The organism is Streptomyces sp. NPDC090045 (assembly GCF_044747975.1).
Lineage (GTDB): Bacteria > Actinomycetota > Actinomycetes > Streptomycetales > Streptomycetaceae > Streptomyces.
Genome location: NZ_JBIVFA010000003.1, coordinates 182,467 through 208,094, shown reverse-complemented (window position 1 = coordinate 208,094; position 25,628 = coordinate 182,467). Strand labels below are relative to the sequence as shown.

Below are 25,628 nucleotides of genomic sequence, written 5' to 3'. Positions count from 1 at the left end.
CATGTCCTCTTGGCGGGCCCGGTTCGACCGGCTCGCCGACACCTCCGCGGTGGTCGAACGGCTGGGCTCCCAGGCGAACATGGCCGACTACCTCCGGGACACCGGCATCGCGTGGCAGTACCACGCGGGCGACCTGGTGGTCCCGGAGGACGTGGCCCTCGACATCGCCCTGGTCGTCGACGGCGACCTGATCGTGCACGGATTCGTGGACGACTACGTCCACGACATCGGCATGCTGGTGGTGCTCGGCGACCTGGTGGTGCGCGACCTGGTGTCCTGGGGTTCGGTGTACGTCGGGGGCGATCTGCGCGCGGAGGGCATCGTCTACGGCTACTACAACGACTACACCTTCGAGGTGGAGGGCGCGGTACACGCCCGGGCGCTGGTGCTGTACGACACGTCCGCCTCCTACACGACGGGTGAGCTGGAGGTGGAGGTGGAGTCCTACCAGCCGCCGAAGGCGCAGCTCCGGGCCGCCCGCGACGTCTTCGTACCGCAGGTGTACGACGGCGGCGCGAAGCGCGCCCGGAAGGGCCTGCCGCCCAAGCTCCGCCGACCGAGCTACCGGCGCGTCTGCCGCCGACTGCATGAGGGCAAGCCGCTGTTCCGCAGCGCGTAAGCCCTCGGACGCGTCAGCCTCCCGTGGGGTCGGCCTTCGGCCGGGCGTTGAGCATGGTGTCGAGGTTGCCGGTGATGCGGGCGAGGAAGTCGCGGAGTTGGACGTGCTCGGCTGGGGTGAAGCCGGTCAGGGAGTCCTCGTCGATGCCCGCGCGCAGCTGCCGGACGGGTTCGCGGATCGACTTCGCCTTGGGTGTGAGGCCGACCAGGGCACGTCGGGCGTCGCCGGGGTCGGGAGTGCGGGCGATGAGCCCGTCGCGTTCCATCCGGCGCAGGTTGACCGCCATGGTCGGCTGTTCGACGCCGGTACGGCGGGCCAGCTCGCTCTGGGTCAGTCCGTCCTGCTCGTAGAGGGCCAGCAGGGCCGGGAGCTGGCCGAGGGTGACGCCGAGCTGGCCATGTGCCGGGAGGCGTTCGCCTTCTGTCCCCTGCCGACGTACGAGCAGGTCCCGGACCAGATCCGGGCCGCGGGGCTGGACCTCGAGCAGGTGCACGACCTGACCGGGCACATCGCCCCCACCTGCGCTGCGTACGGCCGGATCTACCAGGACAACCGCGGCCTGATCGCGGAGAAGTTCGGCGCCGCTTACGCCGACGCGAAGGACACCACTACCTCGCCTGCCTGCTGCGCGACCCCGCCGCCGGCCGGCCCTGACCCGGTCAACCCGGCCGCCCGCTCTCCCCCACCACCGAGGAACCCGTGACCACGACGACCCCGACCACACACGCCGGATGGCCGGCCCACTCCCCCGGCGCGATCGCCCGCCACGCCGCCGGAGACCTCCACGACACCTACGCGCACCTGCGGCGCGAACACCCTCGCCGGCACCGACCTCCCGCAGGCGCCCGCCTGCTGCTCCTCATGCACTCCGCCGCCCGCGACGAAGCCCACGGCGTCCGCTGCCCCGGCGCCCAGTACACCCGCCTGGTCGCCGGCCAGGCCCTCGGCGCCCTCACCCGGGCCCTGCCCGGCCTCGCCCTCACCGCCCGGGCCCCGCTCCCCGACCGATAGCGCCGGCCTGGTTCCGCATACGAATACCCGCCGCAGGAAGTGGCGGGCTTTCGTGGAATCCACCGACATCCGCTTGACCGATCAACGTGCGGCCACGTAACTTCGACCGCACCCACCCATGAGCTGCTGGAAGGAGGCGAAGCCGGATGTCGACCATCTCCGAACTGCTTCGCCTCGCTCACCAGATCGCCTGGGCTCCGGGTCGTGTAGCACACGGCTGCTGAGCAGCCCCTTGTCGGCGTGCCCGTTCGCGGCCCCGACACCTTTCCCTCTCTCTCACCGTTTACGGCACGCCGTCGCGTGCCGATGTGCCGCGCTCCGGGTTTCGAGCTGCGCCACTGAAAGAGAAAGCTCCTGAAATGGCGATTAGGACAGTCAGAACCACCGCACGCCGAAATGAGGACGTGCCATGGTAGCGGCGCGGATCACGGTCAACGGAAAAGAAGCACCGATTTCCCCGGCCGCACCCCACACCACGGTGCTGGATTATCTTCGCGAGCGCGGCCTCACCGGTACCAAGGAGGGCTGTGCCGAAGGGGAATGCGGCGCCTGTTCGGTCCTGGTGGCCCGTCCCGGGGTGAACAAGCCCACGGACTGGGTGGCGGTCAACGCCTGCCTGGTCCCGGTCGCGGCGCTCGACGGTCAGGAGGTCATCACCTCCGAGGGCCTCGCCACCGCCGGCGAACCCGGCACGCAGGCCGTGCTGCACCCCGTACAGGAGGAGATGGCCGTCCGCGGCGGCTCCCAATGCGGTTACTGCACACCGGGATTCATCTGCAGCATGGCCTCCGAGTACTACCGGCCCGACCGCTGCGCGCACCCGGGCCCGGCCGACGGATCGGACTCCCGCTCCGACTCCGACTCCGACTCCGAGCACGGTCCGAACGGATTCGATCTGCACGCGCTGAGCGGCAACCTGTGCCGCTGCACCGGCTACCGCCCGATCCGCGACGCCGCGTTCGCCGTCGGCACGCCCACCGAGGACGACCCCCTGGCGCAGCGCCGCGAGCAGTCCCCGCCGGAACCGGTCGCCACCGAATACACCCAGGACGACAGCGCGTTCCTGCGGCCGAGCAGCCTCGCCGACGCGCTGCGGCTGCTGCGCGAGCGGCCCGACGCGGTGGTCGTCGCCGGCAGCACCGACTGGGGTGTGGAGGTGAACATCCGCTCCCGCCGGGCGAATTGCGTGGTCGCGGTCGACCGGCTGCCCGAACTGCGCGAACTGCGCGTCGAGTCGGACAGCATCACGATCGGGGCGGCGCAGACGCTCACGGAGATCGAACGCCGCCTCGACGGCAGCGTCCCGCTGCTGGCGGAGCTCTTCCCGCAGTTCGCGTCCCGGCTCATCCGCAACAGCGCCACCCTCGGCGGCAACCTCGGTACCGGGTCCCCCATCGGTGACAGCCCGCCGGTGCTGCTCGCACTGGAGGCGTCGGTGGTGCTCGCCGACGCCGACGGCGAGCGCGAGGTCCCCCTCTGCGACTACTTCACCGGCTACCGGCAGAGCGTGCGCCGTCCCGGGGAGCTGATCCGCGCGGTGCGCATCCCGCTGCCGCTGTCGCCCGTCACGGCCTTCCACAAGATCGCCAAACGGCGGTTCGACGACATCTCCAGCGTGGCGGTCGCCTTCGCGCTCGACATCGAGGGCGGGACCGTACGCAAGGCACGCATAGGCCTGGGCGGCGTGGCCGCCACCCCGATCCGCGCCCACGCCACCGAGGCGGCCCTGGAGGGCAAGCCGTGGACGGCCGAGACCGTCGCGGCCGCGGCCCGGGTGCTGCGGTCCCAGGGCACGCCGATGGACGATCACCGCGCCAGTGCCGGCTACCGCACCGCGATGCTCGGCCAGAGCCTGCTGAAGCTGTACGCGCGAACCACCGAGGCGGTGTCGTCATGAGCCATTTGTCCGAGCGTCCCGAGAAGCCCGTCGTCGGGGTTTCCATGCCGCACGAGAGCGCCAACCTGCACGTCACCGGTGCCGCGCTCTACACCGACGACCTGGTCCACCGCACCAAGGACGTCCTGCACGCCTACCCGGTCCAGGTCATGAAGGCCCACGGCAGGATCACCGCGCTGCGCACCGGGCCCGCGCTCGCCGTGCCCGGCGTGGTCCGCGTGCTGACCGTCGCCGACGTGCCCGGCGTCAACGACGCCGGAATGAAGCACGACGAACCGCTCTTCCCCGACGAGGTCATGTTCCACGGCCACGCCGTCGCCTGGGTGCTCGCCGAGACCCTGGAGGCGGCCCGGCTCGGTGCGGCGGCCGTCGAGGTGGAACTCGACGAGCGGCCCTCCGTGATCACGCTGCAGGAGGCCATCGCGGCGGAGAGTTTTCACGGCGCCCGGCCCGTGATGCTGACCGGCGACGTGGACGCCGGTTTCGACGACTCCGCGCACGTGTTCACCGGCGAGTTCCAGTTCTCCGATCAGGAACACTTCTACCTCGAGACGCACGCGGCGCTGGCCCACGTCGACGAGAACGGGCAGATGTTCGTCCAGAGCAGCACCCAGCACCCCTCGGAGACGCAGGAGATCGTCGCGCACGTGCTCGGCCTGCACAGCCACGAGGTGACCGTGCAGTGCCTGCGGATGGGGGGCGGCTTCGGCGGCAAGGAGATGCAGCCGCACGGGTTCGCGGCCATCGCCGCGCTCGGCGCCAGGCTGACCGGCCGGCCGGTGCGGGTGCGGCTCAACCGGACCCAGGACCTCACCATGTCCGGCAAGCGCCACGGCTTCCATGCCGCGTGGAAGATCGGCTTCGACGCCGAGGGCCGCATCCAGGCCCTGGACGCCACCCTGACCGCGGACGGCGGCTGGAGCCTGGACCTGTCCGAGCCGGTGGTGGCGCGCGCACTGTGCCACATCGACAACACCTACTGGCTCCCCAACGCCCGTGTCACCGGTCGCATCGCCAAGACCAACAAGGTCTCCAACACCGCCTTCCGCGGCTTCGGCGGACCGCAGGGCATGCTGGTGATCGAGGACATCATGGGCCGGTGCGCTCCGTTGCTCGGCCTGGACCCGATGGAGCTGCGCGAGCGCAATTTCTACCGGCGGGGCCATGCGACGCCGTACGGACAGCCGGTCGCCCACCCCGAACGGATCTCCGTCGTCTGGCAGCAGGTCCGGGACGACGCCGCCGTCGCCGAGCGCAAGCGCGAGATCGCGGCCTTCAACGCCGCGCACCCGCACACCAAGCGGGCGCTCGCGATCACCGGCATCAAGTTCGGCATCTCGTTCAACCTCACCGCCTTCAACCAGGCCGGCGCGCTGGTGCTGGTCTACAAGGACGGCTCGGTCCTGATCAACCACGGCGGCACCGAGATGGGTCAGGGCCTGCACACCAAGATGCTGCAGGTGGCCGCGACCACGCTGGGCATTCCGCTGCACAAGGTGCGGCTCGCCCCGACCCGCACGGACAAGGTGCCCAACACCTCCGCCACCGCCGCCAGCGCCGGGGCGGACCTCAACGGCGCGGCGGTGAAGAACGCCTGCGAGCAGATCCGCGAGCGGCTGCTGCAGGTGGCCGGCACCCAGCTGGGTGCGAACGCCTCGGACGTGCGCATCGTCGAGGGCGTCGCGCGCGTCCTCGGCAACGACAAGGAGCTCGCCTGGGACGACCTGGTGCGCACCGCGTACTTCCAGCGGGTCCAGCTGTCGGCGGCGGGCTTCTACCGGACCGAGGGGCTGCACTGGGACGCGAAGGCCTTCCACGGCTCCCCGTTCAAGTACTTCTCCTACGGCGCCGCCGCGGCCGAGGTGGAGGTGGACGGCTTCACCGGCGCGTACCGGATCCGGCGGGTGGACATCGTGCACGACGTCGGCGACAGCCTCTCCCCGATGATCGACATCGGTCAGGTCGAGGGCGGTTTCGTGCAGGGCGCGGGCTGGCTGACGCTCGAGGACCTGCGCTGGGACGCCGGCGACGGACCGAACCGCGGTCGGCTGCTGACCCAGGCGGCGAGCACCTACAAGCTGCCGAGCTTCTCGGAGATGCCCGAGGAGTTCCACGTCAGGCTGCTGGAGAACGCCACCGAGGAGGGCGCGGTCTACGGGTCCAAGGCGGTGGGCGAGCCTCCGCTGATGCTGGCGTTCTCGGTGCGGGAAGCGCTGAGGCAGGCGGCCGGGGAGTTCGGGCCCGCCGGAGTGAGCGTGGAGCTCGCCTCCCCGGCGACACCCGAGGCGGTGTACTGGGCGGTCGAGGCGGCTCGCGCGGGCGGGGTGCGGCAGGGCGGTCACGCCCCGGGCGGCAGCGAGGTCCCCGCCGACGCAAGCGCTTTGAGCCATGCCTGACATGAGCTGGGTGGCCGCGGTCGCACGGTTGCGGGCACGCCGGGAACCCGGCGTGCTCGTGACCGTCGCGACCGTGCGCGGCCACGCGCCCCGCCGGGCCGGTGCCAAACTCGTCGTGGGACGGACCGAGACGTGGGGTTCGATCGGCGGCGGCAACATCGAGGCCGTCGCCATCGACCGGGCGCGCGAGCTGAACGGCGCGGCCGATCCGGAGCCGGAGCTGATGGAGTTCGCCCTCAACGACAAGGTCACCGGCCGGCACGGGGTGCAGTGCTGCGGCGGAGCCGTCACGGTGCTGCTCGAACCGCTCCCGGTGGTCCAGGCGGTGGCGGTCTTCGGGGTCGGTCACGTCGGACTGGAACTGGCGCGCATCCTGGCCCGCCACGAGCTCGATCTGCACCTGATCGACACCCGCCCCGACATGCTCACCGACGAACGGCTCGGCGTGCTCGCGGATGCGGTGGCGCACGTCCACGTGCACCACACCCCGCTGCTGCCGGAGGAAGTGCTCGGGGAGCTGCCGCCCGGCGCCCACGTCCTGATCATGACCCACGATCACGCCGAGGACGCCGCGCTGTGCGACACCGCCCTGCGCACGGCCGGTCTCGGCTCGATCGGACTGATCGGCTCGGCCGCCAAATGGGCGCGGTTCCGCCGGCGCCTGGCCACCGAGGGCGGACACGACGACGCCGCCATCGACCGGATCAAGACCCCGATCGGGGTGGCCGGGATCACCGGCAAGGAACCCGCCACGATCGCGGTGAGCGTGGCGGCGGACCTGCTCCGGACCTTCGAACAGGAAGACCACCGGGCCCCGTGACCGGCGCCTGAAGCGGTCCGGATGGCGCAACGCCCCTGGCTCTCGTTCCGGACATCGACCAGCATGGGGACAGCGGGACCCGCGGACGAGATGGGCACGCATGCGCGCCACAGAGAGCAACCAGGACTATCCCTTCGCTGTCACGAACACGGCCGCGGCACTGCTGGACGGCGCCGGGACGGTCGTCTCCTGGACACCGGCGGCCGAGGCCCTGCTGGAGCGGCGGTCCGCGGACGTGTGCGGCCGGCCGGCACGGGACCTGCTCGCGGACGCGGGCAGCTGGGAGGCGGTTCTGTCCCGGGGCGGGCAGGGGGCGCAGCAGGGCTGGGAGGGCCGGGCCACGCTGCGGCACGGTTCGGGACGCGAGCTGGAGATCGGCTTCCGCGTCATCCCCCTGGACGACGGCGCGCGGGGGGACGCGGCCCGCTGCCTCGTCCTGGGCGCACCCATGGAGCTGGTCGCCCGGTGGCGGCAGGACCACGCCTTCACGCAGGAACTGTTCCTGCAGGGCCGGGTGGGCCTGGCCGTCTTCGACGCGGAGCTGCGCCTGCTGCGGACGAACTCGCACCTGTTGCCGTACACCGGGGTGCCGGTCGACCTGAACGGCCGGCGCCTGGCCGACTTCCTGTGGGCCGAGGACGCGCGGATCATCGACGACCGGCTGCGGGAGGTCATGCGCAGCGGGATCCCCCTGATCGGTTTCAACACGACCGTGCGCACCTTGGACGACCCGAGGGGCGGCCGGGTCGTGACGGTCCAGGCGTTCCGGCTGCAGGAATCCGACGGACATCCGATGGGCGTGGCGACGGTGTTCACCGACGTCACCGACCACGAGCGCTCGCGCGGGCGCCTGGACCTGCTGTACCGGGCGACCGGAGCGCTGGGCGGTTCGCTGTCCGTCCTGCGCACCGTGGAGGACCTGGTCAAGGTCCTGGCGCCGGCGTTCGGCGACTGCGCCGCGGCGGACCTGGCGGAGACGGTGCTGACCGGCGGTGAACCACCCGCCGACGGGCATCTCACGCTGCCCCTGATCCGGATGGCCGTCGCCGGAGCGGAAGCGGACGTGCTGCGTACGGGTACGGCCCGGTTCACGGCTCCGCTGCCCGCGGCCGTCCCCGAAGCGGCTGCCTCCGGGGCGCGGGAGGGCCGGGGAGAGCTGGTCACCGGCCTGGGAGCCCGGCCAGCGGCGCCCGGGAACGACGCGGCCCCGGAGTGGGCCACGTCCGTCCCGGGTGCGCATTCGGCGATGACGGCGCCGCTGTGCGCCCGGGGCATCGCCTTCGGAAGGCTCACGCTCTGGCGCACGGGGGACGCTCCCCCGCTGGAGGAGGACGACCTGGCGCTTCTGGAGGAGATCGCCGCCCGTGCGGCCGTCGCCGTGGACAACGCGCGGCGGTACACCAAGGAACGCCGTACCGCCGTGGGCCTGCAGCGCAGCCTTCTGCCGCCGGCCACCGCGGAAACGCCCGCGCTGGAAGCCGCCAGCGTCTACCTGCCGGCCGACTCCGACAGCGGTGTGGGCGGCGACTGGTTCGACGTCATCCCCCTGTCGTCGGCCCGTGTCGCCCTGGTGGTCGGGGACGTCGCCGGTCACGGGCTGTACGCCACGGCCATGATGGGCCGCCTGCGCAGCGCCGTACGCGCGATGGCTGACTTGGAACTGGAGCCGGAGGAACTGCTGGCGCACGTGGACGACATGGTCCTGCAGGTCGTCGCCGAGGCCGAGATCGAGGATCCGGAAGACGCCGACGCGGGCGCGCTGGCGCCCAGCGGACCGGCGGGGGCCACCTGCCTGTACGCCGTGTACGACCCGGTCACCCGGAGCTGCGTCATGGCGAGCGCCGGACACCCGCCCCCGGCGGTGGTCGGCCCGGACGGGACCGTGGAGTACGTGGACCTGAGCCCCGGCCCGCCCCTGGGCGTCGGGGGCTGGCCCTTCGAGCCGGTCGAACGCGATCTGCTGCCGGGCAGCGTCCTCGCCCTCTACAGCGACGGCCTGATCGAACGCGGCGAGGGGGACGTCGACGAGGGCATGCGCAACCTGGCCGACCGGCTGCTGCGCGCGGACGTACTCGGCCGACCGCTGCGTCAGGCCCGGCACGACATCGTGGAAGGGCTGCCGCCGGGCAGGCTGCGGGACGACGTCACCCTCCTGCTGGCCCGTACCCGGGCCGTGGACGCCGGCTCGCTCGCGACATGGCAGCTCGATCCCGACCCGGCGATCGTCGGCGACGCGCGCCATCTCGTCCTCGATCAGCTGACCACCTGGGACCTCGATGAGCTCGCCTTCAGCACCGAGCTCATCGTCAGTGAGCTGGTCACCAACGCCATTCGCCACGCGGGCGGCCCGGTCCGGCTCCGGCTGATCCGGGCGGACACCCTGACGTGCGAGGTGTCGGACTCCAGCAACACGCAGCCGAGGATGCGGCGGGCGAGGAGCTCCGAGGAAGGGGGTCGCGGCCTGTACATCGTCGCCCAGCTCTCACACCGCTGGGGCAGCCGCTACACCGCGGGGGGCAAGACCGTCTGGTCCGAACAGCACCTGCCCCTCGCGTGACCGTCCGCGTCCGGCGCCGACGCCGCGGGCGGGGCGGCGCAGCAGCCCTCGCTGCGCCAGGCGTCGCGGCCCTCCTTGACGGCAACGGCGGCGATGACGAGGGCGGCGATCGGGTCGGCCCAGGACCAGCCGAGGGTGGCGTTGAGGACGAGGCCGGCGAGGAGGACGGCGGAGAGGTAGGTGCAGAGGAGGGTCTGCTTGGAGTCCGCGACCGCGGAGGCGGAGCCGAGTTCCTTCCCGGCCCTGCGCTGGGCGGCGGAGAGGAACGGCATGATCGCGAGGGAGAGGGCCGCGATGACGATGCCGGGGATCGAGCGGTCGGCCTCGCCGGTGCCGGTCAGCGCGCGGACGGCGTCGATGGAGACGTACGCGGCGAGGACGAAGAAGGAGACGGCGATGATCCGCAGGGTGGTCTTCTCGCGCGCTTCCCGCCCGGCGTGGTCCCGGGCGGAGAACTGCCAGGCGACCGCGGCGGCGGAGGAGACCTCGATGACGGAGTCGAGGCCGAAGCCGATCAGGGCGGTGGAGGAGGCCAGGGTGCCGGCGATGAGGGCGACGATCGCCTCTATGACGTTGTACGTGATGGTCGCGGCGACCAGGAGGCGTATGCGGCGGGTGAGTGCGTCGCGGCGGGCCGGGGAGGGCCCGAGGGATATCGCGGTCACGTCAGCAGCAACCCTTCGTGGCGGCTTCGGTGCAGGTCGGGTCCGTCTCGACCGCGAGGACGGTCGCGAGCAGGTGGTCGAGCGCGTGCCCCAGACGTTCGTCGGCGAGCTCGTACCGCGTGCGGCGGCCGTCGGGCACGGTGACGACGAAGCCGCAGTCGCGCAGGCAGGCGAGGTGGTTCGACAGCCGGGTCCGGGAGATGTCGAGGGCGTCCGCCAGGTCGGCCGGGAAGGCGGGCGCGCGGCGCAGGGCGAGAAGGACCCGGCAGCGGATGGGGTCGGCGAGCGCGCGGCCGAAACGGGCCAGCACCTCGATGTCGGAGGCAACGGTCAGCACTCTTCGAGAGTACATTGATTCCTGAATCCAGGAAATCCTGAACTCAAAAACCCGGCCGGACCGGCGCCGTCCGAGCGGAGCCCGGGCCGGCCGGGCTCAGCGGGCGAGCTCGCGGGGGTCCAGCGGGATGCGCCAGAAGTTGCGGCGGTGCGCCGCGTCGAGTTCGGCCTGGAGCGGGGACGGGGGCACCACCAGCACGGGGCAGGCCGCGTGCGCGAGGCAGTAGCGGGCCACCGAGGGGCGCACGAGGCGGCGCAGCGCGGTGCGGGATCCGGTGCCGACCACCAGGAGGTCTTCCGGATCGCGTGCGGTGTCCACGAGGGCCGCGCCCGCGGTGCCGCGCACCGTGAAGCCCGCGAGGGTGACTCCGGGCACGCCCGCCCCGAAGGCCGTGTCGAGGGCGTCCCGCAGCCGTTCGACGGCCGCGGCGCGGCATTCCGCCAGGGCGCAGGGCCCGAGGCCGTTGCGGCTGCCGAGTTCACCGCCCGGCGCCTGCCAGGCGAGGACGACCCGCAGTTCCGCACCGCGCACACGGGCTTCCGCCGCCGCTCGGTGCAGCGCCGTCAGACTCCCCGGGCTACCCGTCACACCGACCACGACTTTCCGCACGGCTGCTCTCCCCTTCTTCCTCGTCCGCCGGTTCCCCATGAAAGGGCTCCGCGCGGGGATTCGGTACGGCTGTTGACGGTTCTCTCACGCCGGGGTCCACGACCATGACGGATTCCTGACGCCGCCCGGGAACCGCCGTCAGCGATCCGTATGGACTTGGCCGGTATCCGTAAGAGCCCCGTTACGGAGCCGCCCCGGGAGGGGGAGGGCGGGGATAGCTTCGTTGTCGCGCCCCGGGCTGCCTCCCCGCATCCGGGGCCCCACCTGCCACTCGTGGTTCCTCTGGGAGGGCCCCATGTGTTTGTTCCAGTACGACGACGACCCCGAGCCTGAAGAACCGATCCCGGCCGGACCTTTCTACGTGCCCGTCCGGCCGGGAACCGCGGAGGTGGTGCTCCGGATGTTCCGCACCCCTCTGGGCGACCGCACCGCCGTCGCATTCACCCGCGCCGACCTGCTGGCCACGACGCTCGGCCCACGGCAGCCGTGGATCCGGCTGTCCGAGTCCGCGCTGCGCGCGCTGGCCTCGCCGCTCGGCGCGCGCCTGCTGACGATCGATCCGACCTTCACCGCCCCGTCCGTCACCCCGGTGCCGGCGCGGCCGGCCCGGGTAGCGGTCCGCGCTCTCTGAGAGGGAAGTCCCGATGGCCATTGCCGTTCTCTCCGAGGTCGCCGCCGGCGCGGAGGACCTGTCCATCTGGCCCGCGTCGACGCAGCCGCTCCCGCACGGCGGCCTGGCCGTCGGCGGGGTGTCGCTGGCGGAGGTGGCCGACCGGTTCGACACACCGGCCTACGTCCTGGACGAAGGGGAGGTGCGCGGGCGCTGCCGGACGTACCAGGACGCCTTCCCCGAAGCCGATGTGCTGTACGCCGCCAAGGCGTTCCTGTCGCGGGCCATGGTGCGCTGGGTACAGGAGGAGGGGCTGGGCCTGGACGTGTGCTCGGCCGGGGAGCTGGAGCTCGCCGTCACCGCCGGGTTCCCGCCCGAGCGGATCGTGCTGCACGGCAACGCGAAGTCGCCGCGCGACCTGGAGGCGGCGCTGCGGCTCGGCGTGGGGCGGATCGTCATCGACGGTCCCTCGGAGATCGCCCGGATCGCGGCCGCCGTCGGCCCCCACGGGCACCAGAAGGTCATGGTGCGGGTGGTGCCGGGCGTGTCGGCCGGCGGTCACGACAAGATCCGTACCGGTACGGACGACCAGAAGTTCGGCCTGTCCCTCGCCGACGGGGGCGCGCAGCACGCCATCACGCGCATCCTCAGCCAGCCGCAGCTCGAACTGACCGGCCTGCACTGCCACATCGGCTCCCAGATCACCGACGTGAAGCCCTATCTGGTGGCCCTGCGCCGCATGGTCGGGCTGATGGCCCGCATCCGCGACGCGCACGGCGTCGTCCTGCCCGAGCTGGACATGGGCGGCGGCCACGGCATCGCCTACCGGCCCGGCGAGCCCGCCCTCGACCTCACCGCCCTCGCCCGGCGGTTGCGCGCCGAGCTCATCGAGGGCTGCGCCGCCGCCCGGCTGACCGTCCCGCGGCTCACCATCGAGCCCGGACGGGCCGTGGTCGGGCCGGCCGGAGTCGCCCTCTACCGGGTGCTCGCCGTCAAGCACACCGGCGAGAAGGTGTTCGTCGCCGTGGACGGCGGCATGAGCGACAACCCGCGGCCCGCCCTGTACGGGGTGCGCTACGCGCCCCGCCTGATCGGCCGCCGCTCCACCGCGGACCCCCGTACGGCCACGGTCGTCGGCCGGCACTGCGAGGCCGGCGACATCCTCGCGGCCGATGTGGAACTGCCCGGCGACATCCACCCCGGCGACCTGCTCGCCGTACCGGTGGCCGGCGCCTACCAGCTGTCCATGTCCTCCGGATACAACCTGGTCGGCCGGCCCGCGGTCATCGCGGTCCACGAGGGCTCGGCCCGGGTGCTGGTCCGGCGCGAGACCCTGGAGGACTTCCGCAGCCGGGACATCGGCGCGTAGGGCGTGTCTCGGTCTCCTCGGAGCGTCAGGGCCGGTAGACGAGCTCGATCCCCATTGCGGCCATGACGACCCAGACGCCGATGCCGAGCAGCCACAGGGCTTCGAGGACGGCGCCGGTGGCGATGACGGTCAGGCCGGCCGCCCCGAGGGCGAGAACGGTCCGGCGGATGCCCCGGTCGGGAAGCCAGTCACTGGTCACATGGTGAGAATCCCGCCGGACCCTTTCCTTGGCGAGGGTCCGGCGGGATTCCTGTCGGTGTCTTGACGCGGCTGGGTCAGCCGGCGTGGACGTGGGGACGGCGGTTCCGGTCCGGCTCGGCCTCGCGGATGACCTCGCGGGTGACCGGGGCGACCTCGCCCTGGCCGAAGAGGAAGAACCGCAGGAAGTTGGCCATCGGGTTGCCCTCGGTCCATTCGAAGTAGATGTGCGGGCGCTGGCCGGTCTCGTCACGGACGTGGAGCAGCAGGGCCGCGAGGGCGTTGGGGATGCTGGAGCTCTCCAGGGTCAGGACGCGGTAGCGGTCGTGGAGGACTTCGCCGCGCACGCGCATGCCGGATTCGAACTCGGAGGCGTCCAGGACGGTGACCTCGACGAACATGACGTCGTCCCCGGCGGGGATGTCGTTGTCCGCGCGGATCTGTTCCTTCTTCTGCCGGTATTCCTCGCGGTCACGGTTGTCGGGTTCGTTGGCGATGAAGCGGATCGTGCGGTTGGCGGTGTCGCGGATGAATCGCTGGGCCATGTCGTCGAACTCGATGTGCGTGACGCGCAGCTCGAAGACGCGGGCGAGGCGGGAGAGGAGGGAGAGGGCAATGATGCCGGCGATGAAGCAGGCGCCGATCTTCACGCCGTCGGGGCGTTCGACGATGTTGACGGCGGTCGTGTAGATGAAGACGGCGGAGATGATGCCGAAGCCGACGGTCCAGCCGCGTTCCCCCGCCCGGCGGGCGGCGATGGTCACGGCGACCGCGGCCGAGGTGATCAGGACGAGGACACCGGTGGCGTACGCGCCGCCCTGGGCGTCGACGTCGGCGTCGAAGATCCAGGTGACGAGGAACGCGATCAGGGTGAACACGATGACCATGGGGCGCAAGGCGCGGGCCCAGTGCGGGGCCATGCCGTAGCGGGGCAGGTAACGCGGCATCAGGTTCAGCAGGCCCGCCATCGCGGAGGAGCCGGCGAACCACAGGATCAGGATCGTGGAGATGTCGTAGACCGTGCCGAAGGCGGAGCCGAGGTACTCGTGGGCGAGGTAGGCGAGCGCGCGGCCGTTGGCCTCGCCGCCCGGCTCGAACTGGGCGGCCGGAATCAGCAGGGTCGTGATCAGGCTGGAGCAGATCAGGAAGATGCTCATGATCACGGCGGCCGTGGTCAGCAGCTTCTTGGCGCCGCGGATCCGGCCGGCGGGCTTCTCGTCGGTGTCGTCGGGATCGCCCTTGACGTGCGGCATGACCGCCACGCCCGTCTCGAATCCCGACAGACCCAGCGCGAGCTTCGGGAACACGACGAGCGCGATGGCGATCATCATGAAGAAGTTGCCGTGCTCGGTGGTCAGCGCAGTCGTCCAGTCGGTGATGACCTGTGGTGCGGTGAACACGTGCCACAACCCGACCACCACCACGACCACGTTCAGGCCGAGATACGTGAAGACCAGGACCACTGCCACACCGATGGCCTCGCTGAACCCCTTGAGGAAGACGCCCCCGAGGAGCGCGATCATGATGAGGGTGATCAGCACCTCGTGGCCGTGCAGGGTGCTGGTGAGGTGCGGGTTCTCCACCAGGTGCGCGGTGGCGTCCGCGGCCGAAAGGGTGATGGTGATGAGGAAGTCGGTCGCCGCGAACCCGAGCAGGGTCAGGACGAACAGCTTCCCCTTCCAGAACGTGAGCAGACGTTCCAGCATGGCGATGGAACCCTCGCCGTGCGGGCTCTCCTCGGCCACCCGCCGGTAGACGGGCAGCGCGCCGAACAGGGTCAGCAGCACGAGCACGATGGTCGCCAGCGGCGACAGCAGGCCGGCCGCGAGGAATGCGATGCCGGGCTGGTAGCCGAGGGTCGAGAAGTAGTCCAGACCGGTCAGGCACATGACCCGCCACCACGGGCGGCCGTGGGGCTGGGCCGCCGCCTCCTTGGCGGCCGGCGAACTCGTCTGGGCGGTCAAGCCTTCCAGCATCCACGCGCGCAGGCGCGAGGAGCGGGCAGGGGTGGCCATCGTGGGAAGCTCCTGTCGTACGGCAAAGAATCAGCCATCGACGTCGATGGCTGAGCAAGCGTACGCAGGCCGATCCGTTATGCCTGTGGTTGAACGAATCCTGACGTGTCCTTAACGCGGATGCCGGTACCGCGCCGCCCCGGACCTGGCGTCACACGCCCAGTTCGACGCGGATGAGCGCGTCGAGCCGCTGCCATGCCGGGGAGGAGTCGTTGACCGTGCCCTGGACGAGGGCGGGGATGTCGGACGCCGTGTCCAGCCCGGGCAGTTCGCCGGGTCCGTAGCGTTCCCGGGTGGCCGAGACGATTCGGTGGGCGAGGTCCCCGATCCGGGGATCGTCGGCGGCCAGGTCGTACGCACGGTCGTAGTCGAGGTGGAGTTTCCGTAGCGCCGGATCGGCCAGGGTTTCGGCCTGGTCGCGGAAGAGTGCGTCCGCGCGCTCCGGATGGGTGGCGAACACCAGGATCCACAGGTCGCGTTGCAGGTCCACCCAGCGAGGAGTGAAACCCCACGAGGCCAGGTGCTCCAGATGGGTGGCGACGCCGGAGGGCAGGGGGGCGAGATCCCCGGTGGCGAGCCGGCGCAGGCGCCCCTGCGTGGCCCGCAGGCCGCGGATGCGTACGGTCAGCTCGTCGTCGATCTCGCGCAGCGCCTGCTGGAACTCTTCGGTCGTCGCGGTGCGCAGGTCCCGGATGCGGGCCAGGGGGACGCCGGATTCGGCGAGCGTCCGGATCTTGATGAGGTCGATGGCGTCCTGCGCGCCGTACCGCCGGTAGCCGGACGCGTCACGTTCGGGCTCGGGAAGCAGCCCCTTGTCGTGATAGACGCGGATGGTCTTGACCGACACGCCGACGTAGCCGGCCAGCTGCCCGATGGTGATCATCCCACCATCGTCCCACTTGACCCTGCCCCTGGGGCAGGGTTGCAGCATGGAGCCATGACACACATGAATGGTGATCGTGAGACCCTGCGCGAGCTGGCCGATGCGGGCAACGAGGCCGCCCTGGACCGGCTGGCCGACCTGGCCGACGCGGAGGACGAGGTCGACCTGCTGAGCGAGCTCCTGGACGAGGGGTCCTTGCACGCCGGGTTCCTGCTGACCCGCCGCGCGGTCGCCGCCGGCGACCTGCGCGAGCTGCAGCGGATCTCGGACGCCGGGTACGACGAGGCCGGGAACGAGCTGGACCGGCTGCTGAGGGCACCGTCCGACGGGCGTCGGGAGTGAGGAGCGGACCGGCCGGCGGACCACCGGCGGCCGCACCGGTGGTCCGTGTCGTCCGATGACCGCGGACCTCACCCGAGGCCGGGGATGGTGGACACCACCAGGTCGATGAGCTTGATGCCGACGAAGGGCAGGATCAGGCCGCCGAGGCCGTAGACGCCGAGGTTGCGGCGCAGGAGGTCGTGTGCGGAGGCCGGCTTGTAGCGGACGCCGCGCAGGGCGAGCGGGATCAGCGCGATGATGATCAGGGCGTTGAAGATGATCGCCGAGGTGATGGCGGAGGTCGGGCTGCTCAGCCCCATGATGTTGAGCGCTTCCAGGCCCGGGTAGGCCGCGGCGAACATGGCCGGGATGATCGCGAAGTACTTGGCGACGTCGTTCGTGATCGAGAAGGTGGTCAGGGCGCCTCGGGTGATGAGGAGTTGCTTGCCGATCTCGACGATGTCGATGAGCTTGGTGGGGTTGGAGTCCAGGTCCACCATGTTCCCGGCCTCCTTGGCGGCCGAGGTGCCCGTGTTCATCGCGACGCCGACGTCGGCCTGGGCCAGCGCCGGGGCGTCGTTGGTGCCGTCTCCCGTCATCGCGACGAGCTTGCCGCCGGCCTGCTCCCGCTTGATGAGGGCCATCTTGTCCTCGGGGGTGGCCTCGGCGAGGTACTCGTCGACGCCGGCCTCCTGGGCGATGGCCCGGGCCGTCAACTCGTTGTCGCCGGTCACCATGACCGTACGGATCCCCATCCGGCGCAGCTCCTCGAACCGCTCCCGGATGCCCTCCTTGACGACGTCCTTCAGGTGGATGATCCCGAGCACCCGGGGCCCGTCCCAGTCGTGCACCGCGACCAGCAGAGGGGTGCCGCCGGACTGGGACACGGCGGCCGACCAGTCGGCGGTCTCGGCCGGTACCGTCCCGCCGCGGGCCACCACCCAGTCGCAGACCTGCGTCACCGCGCCCTTGCGGATGGCGCAGCCGGCGCCGTTCTCCCAGCTCAGGTTGATGCCGCTCATGCGGGTGCGGGCGCTGAACTCCGTGAAGTGGGGGTTGCTGAGGTCCTCCCGGTCGACCGGCTGAAGCCCGTACTGCTGGGCCAGGGCGACCACGGACCGGCCTTCCGGGGTCTCGTCGGCCAGCGACGACAGCTGGGCGGCGTCCGCGAGCTTGATGTGGTCGATGGCGGGGAGTGGGATGAAGGCCGCGGCCTCCCGGTTGCCGTGGGTGATGGTTCCGGTCTTGTCGAGGAGCAGCGTGTTGACGTCTCCGGCCGCCTCGACGGCGCGTCCGCTCATCGCGATGACGTTGCGCTGGACGAGGCGGTCCATGCCGGCGATGCCGATCGCCGAGAGCAGGGCGCCGATGGTGGTCGGAATGAGCGTGACGAGGAGGGCCACGAGGACGGTCGTCGACTGGGCGGCTCCGGCGTACGCCGCCATCGGCTGCAGACTGACCACGATCAGGATGAAGATCGCGGTGAGGGCGGCCAGCAGGATGTTCAGGGCGATCTCGTTCGGTGTCTTCTGCCGGGACGCCCCTTCGACCAGGGCGATCATCCGGTCGATGAAGCTGTTGCCGGGGCGCGAGGTGACCCGTACGACGATCGAGTCGGACAGGACGGTCGTACCGCCCGTGACCCCGGACCGGTCGCCTCCCGACTCGCGCAGCACGGGCGCCGATTCACCGGTGACGGCGGACTCGTCGACCATCGCCGCCCCGTCGACCACGTCGCCGTCGGCCGGGACCAGTTCCCCCGCCTCGACGAGTACGAAGTCGAAGGGCTGCAGGTCGGCCGGCGTCACCATTTCGGTCTCGGCGCGGCGCAGGTTCGCCCCGTACGTCCAGTGGTTGAGGCGGACGGCGACCGTGTCGGTCCGCGCCTTGCGCAGCGACGCCGCCTGGGCGCGGCCCCGGCCCTCGGCGACCGCCTCGGCGAGGTTGGCGAACAGGACCGTCAGCCAGAGCCAGCCGCTGATCACCCAGGTGAAGACGGACGGGTGGATGAGCGCCGACAGCGTGGTCAGCACGGAGCCGACGGCGACGACGAACAGCACCGGCTTCTTCACCAGCTCACGCGGGTGGAGCTTGGCCACGGCCTCCCGGGCCGAGGCCGCGAGGAGCTCCGGCTCCAGCACGTTCACCTGTCCGGAGCGTTTCCGGGAGGGTCGGTTGACCGGGGCCCGCGGAGGGGTCCCGAGACCCGGGGGGACGTGCTGCGCGGCGGCGGGAGACATGAAGCGACCTTCTGGTGAGTTCGGCTGGACACCCCCGTGCCGGCGAGGTCGGCCGAAGAGCGGGTGGGCTGAGCGGTGCGATGGAGGGGTGTCGCCGCCGGGGACTGTCTCCTTCGACCCCCTCGGCCGTCATGTGGATTCGATGTCCCCGGCGGCGCAACAGGCAGGAAACTACTGCCCGTTCCGGAGGTAACCGCCATCCGGGCCGGGGAATTGCCACCTTCTTGACGGCGGCGCACGAGTCGCGTCAAGCCGTCGTCAAAGACGCGTCAATGTGTGTCGGCGGAGCCGTACGAGGTGCGTCAGGGCCTCGTCAAATGCATGGCTCCGCGCCCGATGGCGGGCAGGCTTGTGCGGGGTGCCACCGGCACCCGACAGCGGCAAAAGGGAGTTCCGGATGGATGCTGAGAACGTGGTCGGACTGCTCGTCGCCCTCGCTCTGCTGGGCTATCTCGTGACCGCACTGATCAGGCCCGAGAAGTTCTGAGTTCCGGGTTCTGATTCCGCGTTCGGGGTTCCGAGTTCCGAACCACCGTCAACCACGAAACACGCGAGCCGTCGGGCCCCGGAATCCCCACCCCGGAGAGCCGGACGGCTCATGTGTTGTGCGACGGGTGACCGGCACCCGGTCGCATCGGCCCGTACCCCCACGGTGGGACCGTGCGCTGCGCCGGGCGGTTTTCAGGTCACCGCCCACCGCAGTCGCGTGCCGCCGGCCCGTCGTCCGGCTCCGTCGCCCCATCAGTCTGCGCCCGGCCGACGGGCCCGTCAGCACTCCTTGACGGGTTCCTTCCGTGCGGAAGTCGATCTTTGACGCGGCCCTGATGGCGGACGTCAGAAGGCCGTCAAGGAGCCGTTCCGGACTTGCCTCCGCATCCCCGATGCGCTGGGATATCGGCATGAACAGCGGTCCGCGCTACGACGATCGGCCACCGAATCCGGTGCAGCCGACGGCGCCTGCTGTCCGCCCGGCCCTCTGACCACGGCCGCGCGTCCTCCGCGTACCTGCCGCCAGCCCCTGAAGGGCGCTGACCGGGGCTCCGTACGCATCCACGTGTTCACCACCATCACCGCATGACCTGAGCCCACGCCCCTGCTTCCTGCCGGGGCGCCGGGGCGTCGGCATGCCTTCTTCCAGGAAGCTCACATGTCCTCATCCCTGTCCGGACGTACCGTCCTCGTCACCGGCGCCACCTCCGGCATCGGCTACGAGACCGCCCGCCAGCTCGCCGAACGCGGCGCGACCGTCCTCGTCCACGGCCGCACTGCCGAAGAGGCCCAGGCCGCCACCGACGGGCTGATCGCCTCCGCCGGCATCGACGGCGCCCTCCTGCGCCCGCTCGCGGCCGACTTCGCCCGCCTGGAGGAGGTCGAGAACCTGGCCCACGCCGTCGTCCGCGACCACCCGCGCCTCGACGTGCTCGTCAACAACGCGGCCATCGCCGCACCCGAGCGCCACACCCTCACCGCCGACGGCAACGAGATCGCCTTCCAGGTCAACTTCCTGGCCCACTACCTGCTCACCAACCTCCTGGAGGCGGCCCTCACCAGCGACCCCGGGGGCCGGGTCGTCAACGTCTCCTCCGCCCTCCACCGCTCCGGCGCCATCCAGTGGAACGACCCGCAGCGCGTGCGGCGCTACTCCCGGCTCGCCGCGTACGCCCAGTCGCAGCTCGCGCTGACCGTCTTCGCCGCCGACCCGCGCGCCACCGCCGTCTCCGTCAACCCCGGCGTGTGCCGGACCGGTCTCCTGCCGCTGTACGGGCACGAGGGCGCGCCGGCCGCCGAGGGCGCCCAGCACGTCGTACGGCTCTGCGACCCGGCCACGGAGGTCGTCAACGGCGCCTACTACGACCGCGACGAGCGCGTCGCCCCGGCTGCCGCCGCCACCGAGGACCGCACCATCAAGCGCCTCAACAAGCTCGCCGACCTCCTCGTCGGCCACACCGCCTGAAGGGATCACACGACATGTCCAAGCGCGCACGCAAGAAGAGGGCCCGCCGCAAGAAGGGCTCCAACCACGGCAGCAAGCCCTGCTGCTAGCCGTCAGCCCATCCCGTGGGGCGGACCTCCTACAGGTCCGCCCCACTTCTCTTGCCGGCTTCGCCCCGCTCACGCCTCGAAGCGGTATCCCATGCCGGGGGCGGTGATCAGGTGGCGCGGGTGCGACGGATCCGCTTCCAGCTTGCGCCGCAGGTGGGCCATGTACACCCGCAGGTAGTTGGTCTGCGTTCCGTAGGAGGACCCCCACACCTCCTGGAGGAGACGCCGCTGGCTGACGAGCCGGCCCCGGTTGCGGATCAGGACCTCCAGCAGATGCCATTCCGTCGGCGTCAGCCGGACGCTCTTCCCGCCGCGCCTGGCCTTCTTGGCGAGCAGGTCGACGGTGAACTCCTCGGTCTCCACGACGGCTTCGTCCGCGGCGGACGGGCCGTGCGGCAGCGCCCGGCGGGCGACGGCTCCCAGCCTGGCCAGCAATTCGTCCATGCTGAAGGGCTTGGTGATGTAGTCGTCGGCGCCCGCGTCCAGGGCCCGGATCTTCTCTTCCGAGCCGTGCCGGGCGGAGACCACGAGGACGGGCGCCTGCGACCAGCCGCGCAGCTGCCTGATCACGTCGGTCCCGTCCATGTCGGGCAGCCCCAGGTCCAGCAGGACCACGTCCGGACTGCGGGCCGCCACCGCCTCCAGGGCCGTGCCCCCGTCCTGCGCGCAGTCCACTTCGTACTTCCGCGCCTTCAGATTGATGACCAGCAACCGCGCGATCCGCGGTTCGTCGTCCACCACCAGCACCCGGGTCATCGGTGTGCCGCCTTCCTGTCGTACGTCCTGTGATACGGGACGGCTGACTAGAGGAAACAGCGGTTTTCGACCGGCTCGGCGGGCGTTGACGACGTCCATACGGTTGCGGACCGGACCTTCACGCCCTTCATACGGCCCGGCCCCGGCGGATCGGGATCAGTCGTCGATCGCCTGGTAGAGCGTGGTCCAGAAGTCGTGGATGAGCCGCGCGGGGTCCGGTGTGGTCAGTCCGACCTGGGTGAGCAGGATTCCGGTGAGCCGGTTCTCCGGGTCGGCGTACGTCGAGGTGCCGGTGCCGCCGTCCCAGCCGAACTGGCCGAGGGGCGCGTAGTCGCCGCGGTACGTGCGCACCGCCATCCCGAAGCCCCAGCCGCCCTGCTGCCCTTGGCCGAACGACACGTGGACGGCGTTGCGCGCCAGAGCGGATCGGGTGCTCTCCTGCTCGGGCGTGAGGCAGTTGGTCGTCATCAGCTGGACGGCGGGCCGGGACAGGATCCGTTCGGTCCCGTGCATCCCCTGGTTCAGCAGCATCCGGAAGTAGGCGTGGTAGTCGTCGGCGGTGGAGACCAGCCCGCCGCCGCCCGCCTGGAACGGCGGAGGGGCGCTGTACTGGCCGCCCACCGCCTCGTCCCACACGGTGAACTCGCCGGTCTGCGGGTTGGGGGCGTAGCTGGGCGGCAGCCGGTCGATCTTGTCGGCGGGCACGTGGAAACCGGTGTCCTTCATCCCCAGCGGATCGAGGACGCGCTCGCGCAGGAACGTCTCGAACGGCCGGCCCGTGACCCTCGCGACGAGCACGCCGAGGACGTCGTGGCTGAGGTGGTACTGCCAGTGCTCGCCGGGCTGGCGCATCAGCGGCAGCGTGCCGAGGCGGCGCATCCACTCGTCCGGCTCGGGCAGCGGCACCGCGCCCTGGCTGAAGACGCCGCTCTCGAAGACCGCGTTCATGATCGGAGAACCCAGCGCCGTCAGGTCGATGCCGAGCCCGAACGTGGAGGTCAGCAGGTCCCGTACGGTGATCGGCCGCCGTGCGGGGACGGTGTCGTCCAGCGGGCCGTCGATCCGCTTCAGCACCCGGCGGTCGGCGAGTTCGGGCAGCCACTGCTGGACCGGGTCGTCGAGCCGGAGCCTGCACTCGTCGAGCAGGACCATCACCGGCGCCATCGCGACCGGCTTGGACGTGGACGCCATCCGGAAGATCGTGTCCCGGCGCATCGGCGCGCCGCCCTCGTGGCGCATCGTCCCGACCGCTTCGACGTGCGTCTGATCACCCCGGCTGATGAGCGCGACGAGTCCGGGAATCCTCCCGGACTCGACGTGCCGTGCCAGCACGTCGCGCACGCGGTGCAGCCCCGCCTTGGGGAAGCCTCCGTCGCCCGTTCCCATCATGAATCTCCTTGCGTGAGTGTTCGTTCGGAAATCACTGAACGCTTGCGAAGCTACATTGCGTTCACGATCCAGTCAACGTCGATGGACCATCAACTCCCCCTTTCAGCAGCGATATGCGGCCCGTAATTGCAATGACTGTGACACCGAACGCAAGGGACGATCAGGGCCTGCATTGCAATGGGCCCGGAGTGAACGCATACTGCGCAGCGGGTGTGCGGGCGCCGGACTCCGCACAGGTCGACGGACGGGAGACGAGCAGCGATGCCCGGAGGCAGGCTCACCAGTGAGGATCGTCAGCACATCGCCGCGGGTCTGGCCGAGGGGCTCGGATACACGGAGATCGGCCTGCGCCTGGGGCGGCCCGCCTCGACCGTCATGCGCGAGGTCGCCCGCAACGGCGGACCGGACGGTTACGGGGCGGACCGCGCCCATGAGGCCGCTCGGCACCGGGCGCGCCGCCCCAAGCAGGCTCGGCCGCCGGCGCCGCCGGTCCCCGACACCGGCCATGGACGTGACCCCGAAGCGGTCCGGGACTTCACGGAGTCCTTCACCGAGCTGCTCGAACACCAGGGGCTGCCCCGGATGATGGCGCGGGTGCTGGCCTGCCTGCTCGTCACCGACTCCGGCACCCTCACCGCCGCCGACCTGGTCCAGCGGCTTCGCGTCAGCCCGGCGTCCGTCTCGCACGCCGTCACCTTCCTCGAACAGCAGGGAATGATCGGACGGGAACGGGTTCCGGGCGGGCGCCGCGTCCGCTACGCCGTCGACGACGAGGTCTGGATCCGGTCCACCCTTGCTGCCCTGCAGATGAACGACGTCCTGGCGGCCGCGTCGCAGCGCGCGACCGAGGTGCTCGGGGCCGCCACCCCGGCCGGCGCCCGCTTCGAGTCCTCCGGAGCCTTCCTGCTCCTCCTGAACGAAGCGCTCCACAACGTCATGGAACAGTGGCGGCAGAACCGGGCCACCCGGAGCGCCGAGCGGTAGGACCGGGCCGCCCGGAGCGCAGGGCGGCAGGACCGCCGTCACGCCCGTATCAGAGCTGTGTCAAGGACTGGCCCACCTCCTTGAGCCCTGCCCCGCCAGGCAGTTGGATGGCCGATGTGAACAGCGGTCTGCGCCACGAAGACCGGCCACCGCATACGGTGCGCCCGGCCCCGCGCGCTGCTCACCCGCCGGTGCGCTGACGCACCGTCCGATTCCGCGGCCGCCCGCTCCTCCCGCCCATTCGCGGGCGGCCGCTTCCGTCCGGTGCCTGCCCCGCCCCGGGCCGGCACCGGACCCCACTCGCCCGCGAACGGCGCGGCCCCTGCCGTACGGCTCTGCGACCGGACCACCGGGACCTGGAGGCCATTCATGATCGAGATCACCCCGCAGCAGCTCCCCGCCCTGAGCCGGTGGTTTCCCACCGGCTCCCCCGGTCTCGGCGCGCTCGCCGAACACGTGCTGACCACGGGCGCCGGTCACTGGTGGGCCGACCGTCCCGACCGGCCCCGCGTCCTCGCCGTCACCTGCGCGGATCACGTGCTGCTGCGCGGCGACCCCGGCGCGCTCGCCCCGGATGCCGTGACCCGGTTCGCCGACCAGTACGTCGAGACGCCCGCGCGGTTCTGGCCCGCCCTCGGCTCCGCCTTCGAGCGGATCGTCCCCTGGGAGCGGATGACGTACGTCCACCAGCCTCAGGCTCCGGTCTTCCTCCCCCGTACGCCGCGCGGCGTGACGGTACGGCGGCTGACGGCCGAGGACGTTGCGGCGCTGGCCGATCTGCCTGCCGAGTACGCCTGGATCCAAGCCAGTTGGGGCGGGCCCGCCGGGCTCGCCGGCTCCGGCCACGCCTGGGGGGCGTTCGCCAGGGGCCGGCTCCTCTCCGTCGCCTGCACCTACTTCCTCGGCAGCGCCTACGAGGACATCGCGGTCGCCGCCGTGCCCGATCGCCGCGGCGAACGTCTCACTCTGGCCTGCGTGGCCGGCCTGACGGCCGACGTCCGGGCGCGGGGACGCACCGCGAGCTGGTGCTGCTCGCGCGACAACAGGCCCGACCGGCTCCTCGCCTGGACGGCCGGCTTCCGGCTGACCCGCGAGTACGTCCACCACGTCACCGGCCGGGCCCTGGAGCGCAAGGCCCCGGCGACCCCGATCCCCTTCCCCCGGCCTCGCCGGCCCGTGGCCTGAACCGGTACCCGACCGGGCCCCGCGTATGTTGGCCGGAGGCATCGCGCCGGCACGGAGAAGGCCGCCTCACGAGGTGGAGCCGGGAGCATGACGAGGGGGATCCGGGACGTGGACGAGGGACGGGAAGCCGGCGAAGGCGGCCGGAACGGGCGCGTTCGGCGCGCGGGGCTGGCCGGCGCCGCGGTGACGGCGCTGCTCGCGGTGGTGGCGGTCGTCGGCCTGGGGGTGGAGGCCGGCCTGCCGTGGTGGGCGGTGGTGGCCGTGGCCCTGGTGACGGCGGCGCTCGCCGGCTGGGCCGGGGCGCAGATCGGCCGCCGGCAGGGGGTCCGCAATGAGGCCTTGGAGCCCGGCGAGAAGGTGCTCGGCACCTACACCGTCCGGCCCCCGTACGCCGCGCACACCCCGCCTGCGGCGCACGAGGGCCCGCAGTACCAACTCCTGCTGACCACCCACGGGATACAGATGTGGGAGCGTTCCGTCCTGCTGTGGCGGCACCCGTGGCCGGAGCTGCGCGTCATCGCCGACGGCCCGCGGCTGCGCGTCCACCATCAGGGCGACGAGGTCGGCGCCATGCTGCTGGAGCAGCCGGGCGCGGTGCAGGAGATCCGTCTCGCCGCCAGACGGCACGGGGCCGGCTGACACCGGACGGCCGGGTCGCGCCGGGACCCGCCGCGACCTACCGCGACCTGCCGGGACCCGCCGGGAGACGTACGCCCGTGACCCG

Annotated in this window: 25 protein-coding genes; 15 read left to right on the top strand and 10 right to left on the bottom strand. The window is 71.6% G+C overall.

The features are described from left to right. The first annotated feature begins 1 nt into the window (after position 1). Positions 2 to 619, top strand: coding sequence for a hypothetical protein (locus ACIPYQ_RS09915; protein ID WP_401248192.1), 618 nt, complete (start codon positions 2 to 4; stop codon positions 617 to 619). A 13-nt stretch (positions 620 to 632) separates the two neighbouring features. Here ACIPYQ_RS09915 and ACIPYQ_RS09910 read toward each other — a convergent pair whose 3' ends face one another. After that, entirely contained in the window at positions 633 to 1,112 is a 480-nt protein-coding gene (locus ACIPYQ_RS09910; protein WP_401248190.1) for a MarR family winged helix-turn-helix transcriptional regulator, read from the bottom strand. On the opposite strand from ACIPYQ_RS09910, the gene ACIPYQ_RS09905 reads away from it, so the two are divergent. The 6 genes from ACIPYQ_RS09905 to ACIPYQ_RS09880 all read left to right on the top strand — a co-directional run bounded on the left by ACIPYQ_RS09905 (position 1,107) and on the right by ACIPYQ_RS09880 (position 9,300). Beyond that, positions 1,107 to 1,322, top strand: coding sequence for a hypothetical protein (locus ACIPYQ_RS09905; RefSeq protein WP_401248187.1), 216 nt, complete (start codon positions 1,107 to 1,109; stop codon positions 1,320 to 1,322). The genes ACIPYQ_RS09910 and ACIPYQ_RS09905 overlap by 6 nt on opposite strands. Further along, positions 1,319 to 1,630: a hypothetical protein gene (locus ACIPYQ_RS09900; RefSeq protein WP_401248184.1), complete on the top strand. Its 312-nt coding sequence runs from the start codon at positions 1,319 to 1,321 to the stop codon at positions 1,628 to 1,630. The genes ACIPYQ_RS09905 and ACIPYQ_RS09900 overlap by 4 nt, the downstream gene beginning before the upstream one ends. A gap of 409 nt (positions 1,631 to 2,039) precedes the next feature. Beyond that, the gene (locus ACIPYQ_RS09895) at positions 2,040 to 3,527 is read left to right on the top strand and encodes a xanthine dehydrogenase small subunit (RefSeq protein WP_401248181.1); all 1,488 of its coding nucleotides are present in this window, start codon (positions 2,040 to 2,042) and stop codon (positions 3,525 to 3,527) included. Then, positions 3,524 to 5,923, top strand: a complete 2,400-nt coding sequence (gene xdhB / locus ACIPYQ_RS09890; protein WP_401248179.1) for a xanthine dehydrogenase molybdopterin binding subunit — start codon at positions 3,524 to 3,526, stop codon at positions 5,921 to 5,923. The genes ACIPYQ_RS09895 and xdhB overlap by 4 nt, the downstream gene beginning before the upstream one ends. Position 5,924: 1 nt before the next feature. After that, positions 5,925 to 6,743 (top strand): xanthine dehydrogenase accessory protein XdhC, encoded by an 819-nt coding sequence (gene xdhC, locus ACIPYQ_RS09885; protein WP_401249327.1) that lies wholly within the window; start codon positions 5,925 to 5,927, stop codon positions 6,741 to 6,743. Positions 6,744 to 6,843: 100 nt separating this feature from the next. Then, the gene (locus ACIPYQ_RS09880; protein ID WP_401248176.1) at positions 6,844 to 9,300 is read left to right on the top strand and encodes a SpoIIE family protein phosphatase; all 2,457 of its coding nucleotides are present in this window, start codon (positions 6,844 to 6,846) and stop codon (positions 9,298 to 9,300) included. Here ACIPYQ_RS09880 and ACIPYQ_RS09875 read toward each other — a convergent pair. The 3 genes from ACIPYQ_RS09875 to ACIPYQ_RS09865 all read right to left on the bottom strand — a co-directional run bounded on the left by ACIPYQ_RS09875 (position 9,246) and on the right by ACIPYQ_RS09865 (position 10,950). Next, positions 9,246 to 9,965: a cation transporter gene (locus ACIPYQ_RS09875; protein WP_401248173.1), complete on the bottom strand. Its 720-nt coding sequence runs from the start codon at positions 9,963 to 9,965 to the stop codon at positions 9,246 to 9,248. The genes ACIPYQ_RS09880 and ACIPYQ_RS09875 overlap by 55 nt on opposite strands. 1 nt (position 9,966) lies before the next feature. Next, positions 9,967 to 10,302, bottom strand: coding sequence for an ArsR/SmtB family transcription factor (locus ACIPYQ_RS09870; protein ID WP_401248170.1), 336 nt, complete (start codon positions 10,300 to 10,302; stop codon positions 9,967 to 9,969). 96 nt (positions 10,303 to 10,398) lie between these two features. Continuing rightward, on the bottom strand, positions 10,399 to 10,950 hold the full coding sequence (locus tag ACIPYQ_RS09865; protein WP_401248167.1) for a universal stress protein: 552 nt from the start codon (positions 10,948 to 10,950) through the stop codon (positions 10,399 to 10,401). Positions 10,951 to 11,206: 256 nt separating this feature from the next. On the opposite strand from ACIPYQ_RS09865, the gene ACIPYQ_RS09860 reads away from it, so the two are divergent. Both ACIPYQ_RS09860 and lysA read left to right on the top strand, forming a co-directional pair. Beyond that, the gene (locus ACIPYQ_RS09860) at positions 11,207 to 11,542 is read left to right on the top strand and encodes an SAV_915 family protein (RefSeq protein WP_401248164.1); all 336 of its coding nucleotides are present in this window, start codon (positions 11,207 to 11,209) and stop codon (positions 11,540 to 11,542) included. Between the two features lie 13 nt (positions 11,543 to 11,555). After that, positions 11,556 to 12,890 (top strand): diaminopimelate decarboxylase, encoded by a 1,335-nt coding sequence (gene lysA / locus ACIPYQ_RS09855; RefSeq protein ID WP_401248161.1) that lies wholly within the window; start codon positions 11,556 to 11,558, stop codon positions 12,888 to 12,890. Positions 12,891 to 12,915: 25 nt separating this feature from the next. Here the strand turns inward: lysA and ACIPYQ_RS09850 are convergent, their stop codons facing one another. From ACIPYQ_RS09850 to ACIPYQ_RS09840, 3 genes are all read right to left on the bottom strand, one after another. After that, the gene (locus tag ACIPYQ_RS09850) at positions 12,916 to 13,089 is read right to left on the bottom strand and encodes a hypothetical protein (RefSeq protein ID WP_401248159.1); all 174 of its coding nucleotides are present in this window, start codon (positions 13,087 to 13,089) and stop codon (positions 12,916 to 12,918) included. 76 nt (positions 13,090 to 13,165) lie between these two features. Continuing rightward, on the bottom strand, positions 13,166 to 15,103 hold the full coding sequence (locus tag ACIPYQ_RS09845) for an amino acid transporter (RefSeq protein ID WP_401248157.1): 1,938 nt from the start codon (positions 15,101 to 15,103) through the stop codon (positions 13,166 to 13,168). Between the two features lie 151 nt (positions 15,104 to 15,254). Next, positions 15,255 to 15,986 carry a MerR family transcriptional regulator gene (locus ACIPYQ_RS09840; RefSeq protein WP_401248154.1) on the bottom strand — a complete coding sequence of 244 codons (732 nt, stop codon included), beginning with the start codon at positions 15,984 to 15,986 and terminating at the stop codon, positions 15,255 to 15,257. Positions 15,987 to 16,040: 54 nt separating this feature from the next. Here ACIPYQ_RS09840 and ACIPYQ_RS09835 point away from each other — a divergent pair, with 54 nt between their 5' ends. Beyond that, positions 16,041 to 16,328 carry a hypothetical protein gene (locus tag ACIPYQ_RS09835; protein WP_362240274.1) on the top strand — a complete coding sequence of 96 codons (288 nt, stop codon included), beginning with the start codon at positions 16,041 to 16,043 and terminating at the stop codon, positions 16,326 to 16,328. Positions 16,329 to 16,396: 68 nt separating this feature from the next. Here ACIPYQ_RS09835 and kdpB read toward each other — a convergent pair whose 3' ends face one another. After that, the gene (kdpB, locus tag ACIPYQ_RS09830; RefSeq protein ID WP_401248151.1) at positions 16,397 to 18,547 is read right to left on the bottom strand and encodes a potassium-transporting ATPase subunit KdpB; all 2,151 of its coding nucleotides are present in this window, start codon (positions 18,545 to 18,547) and stop codon (positions 16,397 to 16,399) included. Positions 18,548 to 18,944: 397 nt separating this feature from the next. Between kdpB and kdpF the strand changes: the two genes are divergently transcribed. Further along, positions 18,945 to 19,034 carry a K(+)-transporting ATPase subunit F gene (gene kdpF / locus ACIPYQ_RS09825; RefSeq protein WP_361768299.1) on the top strand — a complete coding sequence of 30 codons (90 nt, stop codon included), beginning with the start codon at positions 18,945 to 18,947 and terminating at the stop codon, positions 19,032 to 19,034. Between the two features lie 660 nt (positions 19,035 to 19,694). Next, positions 19,695 to 20,501: an SDR family NAD(P)-dependent oxidoreductase gene (locus ACIPYQ_RS09820; RefSeq protein ID WP_401248147.1), complete on the top strand. Its 807-nt coding sequence runs from the start codon at positions 19,695 to 19,697 to the stop codon at positions 20,499 to 20,501. 158 nt (positions 20,502 to 20,659) lie between these two features. Here the strand turns inward: ACIPYQ_RS09820 and ACIPYQ_RS09815 are convergent, their stop codons facing one another. Both ACIPYQ_RS09815 and ACIPYQ_RS09810 read right to left on the bottom strand, forming a co-directional pair. Then, positions 20,660 to 21,346: a response regulator gene (locus ACIPYQ_RS09815; RefSeq protein ID WP_401248144.1), complete on the bottom strand. Its 687-nt coding sequence runs from the start codon at positions 21,344 to 21,346 to the stop codon at positions 20,660 to 20,662. Between the two features lie 156 nt (positions 21,347 to 21,502). Then, positions 21,503 to 22,732 carry a serine hydrolase domain-containing protein gene (locus ACIPYQ_RS09810; RefSeq protein WP_401249324.1) on the bottom strand — a complete coding sequence of 410 codons (1,230 nt, stop codon included), beginning with the start codon at positions 22,730 to 22,732 and terminating at the stop codon, positions 21,503 to 21,505. A gap of 264 nt (positions 22,733 to 22,996) precedes the next feature. On the opposite strand from ACIPYQ_RS09810, the gene ACIPYQ_RS09805 reads away from it, so the two are divergent. The 3 genes from ACIPYQ_RS09805 (at position 22,997) to ACIPYQ_RS09795 (ending at position 25,543) form a co-directional block, all read left to right on the top strand. Further along, a complete protein-coding gene (locus ACIPYQ_RS09805; RefSeq protein WP_401248141.1) occupies positions 22,997 to 23,719 on the top strand; it encodes a helix-turn-helix domain-containing protein in 723 nt (240 codons plus the stop codon). A 369-nt stretch (positions 23,720 to 24,088) separates the two neighbouring features. Beyond that, positions 24,089 to 24,904, top strand: coding sequence for a GNAT family N-acetyltransferase (locus tag ACIPYQ_RS09800; RefSeq protein ID WP_401248138.1), 816 nt, complete (start codon positions 24,089 to 24,091; stop codon positions 24,902 to 24,904). Between the two features lie 87 nt (positions 24,905 to 24,991). Beyond that, positions 24,992 to 25,543, top strand: coding sequence for a hypothetical protein (locus ACIPYQ_RS09795; RefSeq protein WP_401248135.1), 552 nt, complete (start codon positions 24,992 to 24,994; stop codon positions 25,541 to 25,543). The last annotated feature ends 85 nt before the right edge of the window (positions 25,544 to 25,628 follow it).

Excerpts from the sequence above, each read along its gene's own strand:
- ACIPYQ_RS09915 (WP_401248192.1), top strand. The coding sequence starts at position 2 with ATGTCCTCTTGGCGGGCCCGGTTCGACCGGCTCGCCGACACCTCCGCG.
- ACIPYQ_RS09895 (WP_401248181.1), top strand. The coding sequence starts at position 2,040 with ATGGTAGCGGCGCGGATCACGGTCAACGGAAAAGAAGCACCGATTTCC.
- xdhB (WP_401248179.1), top strand. The coding sequence starts at position 3,524 with ATGAGCCATTTGTCCGAGCGTCCCGAGAAGCCCGTCGTCGGGGTTTCC.
- xdhC (WP_401249327.1), top strand. The coding sequence starts at position 5,925 with ATGAGCTGGGTGGCCGCGGTCGCACGGTTGCGGGCACGCCGGGAACCC.
- ACIPYQ_RS09880 (WP_401248176.1), top strand. The coding sequence starts at position 6,844 with ATGCGCGCCACAGAGAGCAACCAGGACTATCCCTTCGCTGTCACGAAC.
- ACIPYQ_RS09865 (WP_401248167.1), bottom strand. The coding sequence starts at position 10,950 with ATGGGGAACCGGCGGACGAGGAAGAAGGGGAGAGCAGCCGTGCGGAAA.
- ACIPYQ_RS09860 (WP_401248164.1), top strand. The coding sequence starts at position 11,207 with ATGTGTTTGTTCCAGTACGACGACGACCCCGAGCCTGAAGAACCGATC.
- lysA (WP_401248161.1), top strand. The coding sequence starts at position 11,556 with ATGGCCATTGCCGTTCTCTCCGAGGTCGCCGCCGGCGCGGAGGACCTG.
- ACIPYQ_RS09845 (WP_401248157.1), bottom strand. The coding sequence starts at position 15,103 with ATGGCCACCCCTGCCCGCTCCTCGCGCCTGCGCGCGTGGATGCTGGAA.
- ACIPYQ_RS09840 (WP_401248154.1), bottom strand. The coding sequence starts at position 15,986 with ATGATCACCATCGGGCAGCTGGCCGGCTACGTCGGCGTGTCGGTCAAG.
- ACIPYQ_RS09835 (WP_362240274.1), top strand. The coding sequence starts at position 16,041 with ATGACACACATGAATGGTGATCGTGAGACCCTGCGCGAGCTGGCCGAT.
- kdpB (WP_401248151.1), bottom strand. The coding sequence starts at position 18,547 with ATGTCTCCCGCCGCCGCGCAGCACGTCCCCCCGGGTCTCGGGACCCCT.
- kdpF (WP_361768299.1), top strand. The coding sequence starts at position 18,945 with ATGGATGCTGAGAACGTGGTCGGACTGCTCGTCGCCCTCGCTCTGCTG.
- ACIPYQ_RS09820 (WP_401248147.1), top strand. The coding sequence starts at position 19,695 with ATGTCCTCATCCCTGTCCGGACGTACCGTCCTCGTCACCGGCGCCACC.
- ACIPYQ_RS09815 (WP_401248144.1), bottom strand. The coding sequence starts at position 21,346 with ATGACCCGGGTGCTGGTGGTGGACGACGAACCGCGGATCGCGCGGTTG.
- ACIPYQ_RS09810 (WP_401249324.1), bottom strand. The coding sequence starts at position 22,732 with ATGGGAACGGGCGACGGAGGCTTCCCCAAGGCGGGGCTGCACCGCGTG.
- ACIPYQ_RS09805 (WP_401248141.1), top strand. The coding sequence starts at position 22,997 with ATGCCCGGAGGCAGGCTCACCAGTGAGGATCGTCAGCACATCGCCGCG.
- ACIPYQ_RS09800 (WP_401248138.1), top strand. The coding sequence starts at position 24,089 with ATGATCGAGATCACCCCGCAGCAGCTCCCCGCCCTGAGCCGGTGGTTT.
- ACIPYQ_RS09795 (WP_401248135.1), top strand. The coding sequence starts at position 24,992 with ATGACGAGGGGGATCCGGGACGTGGACGAGGGACGGGAAGCCGGCGAA.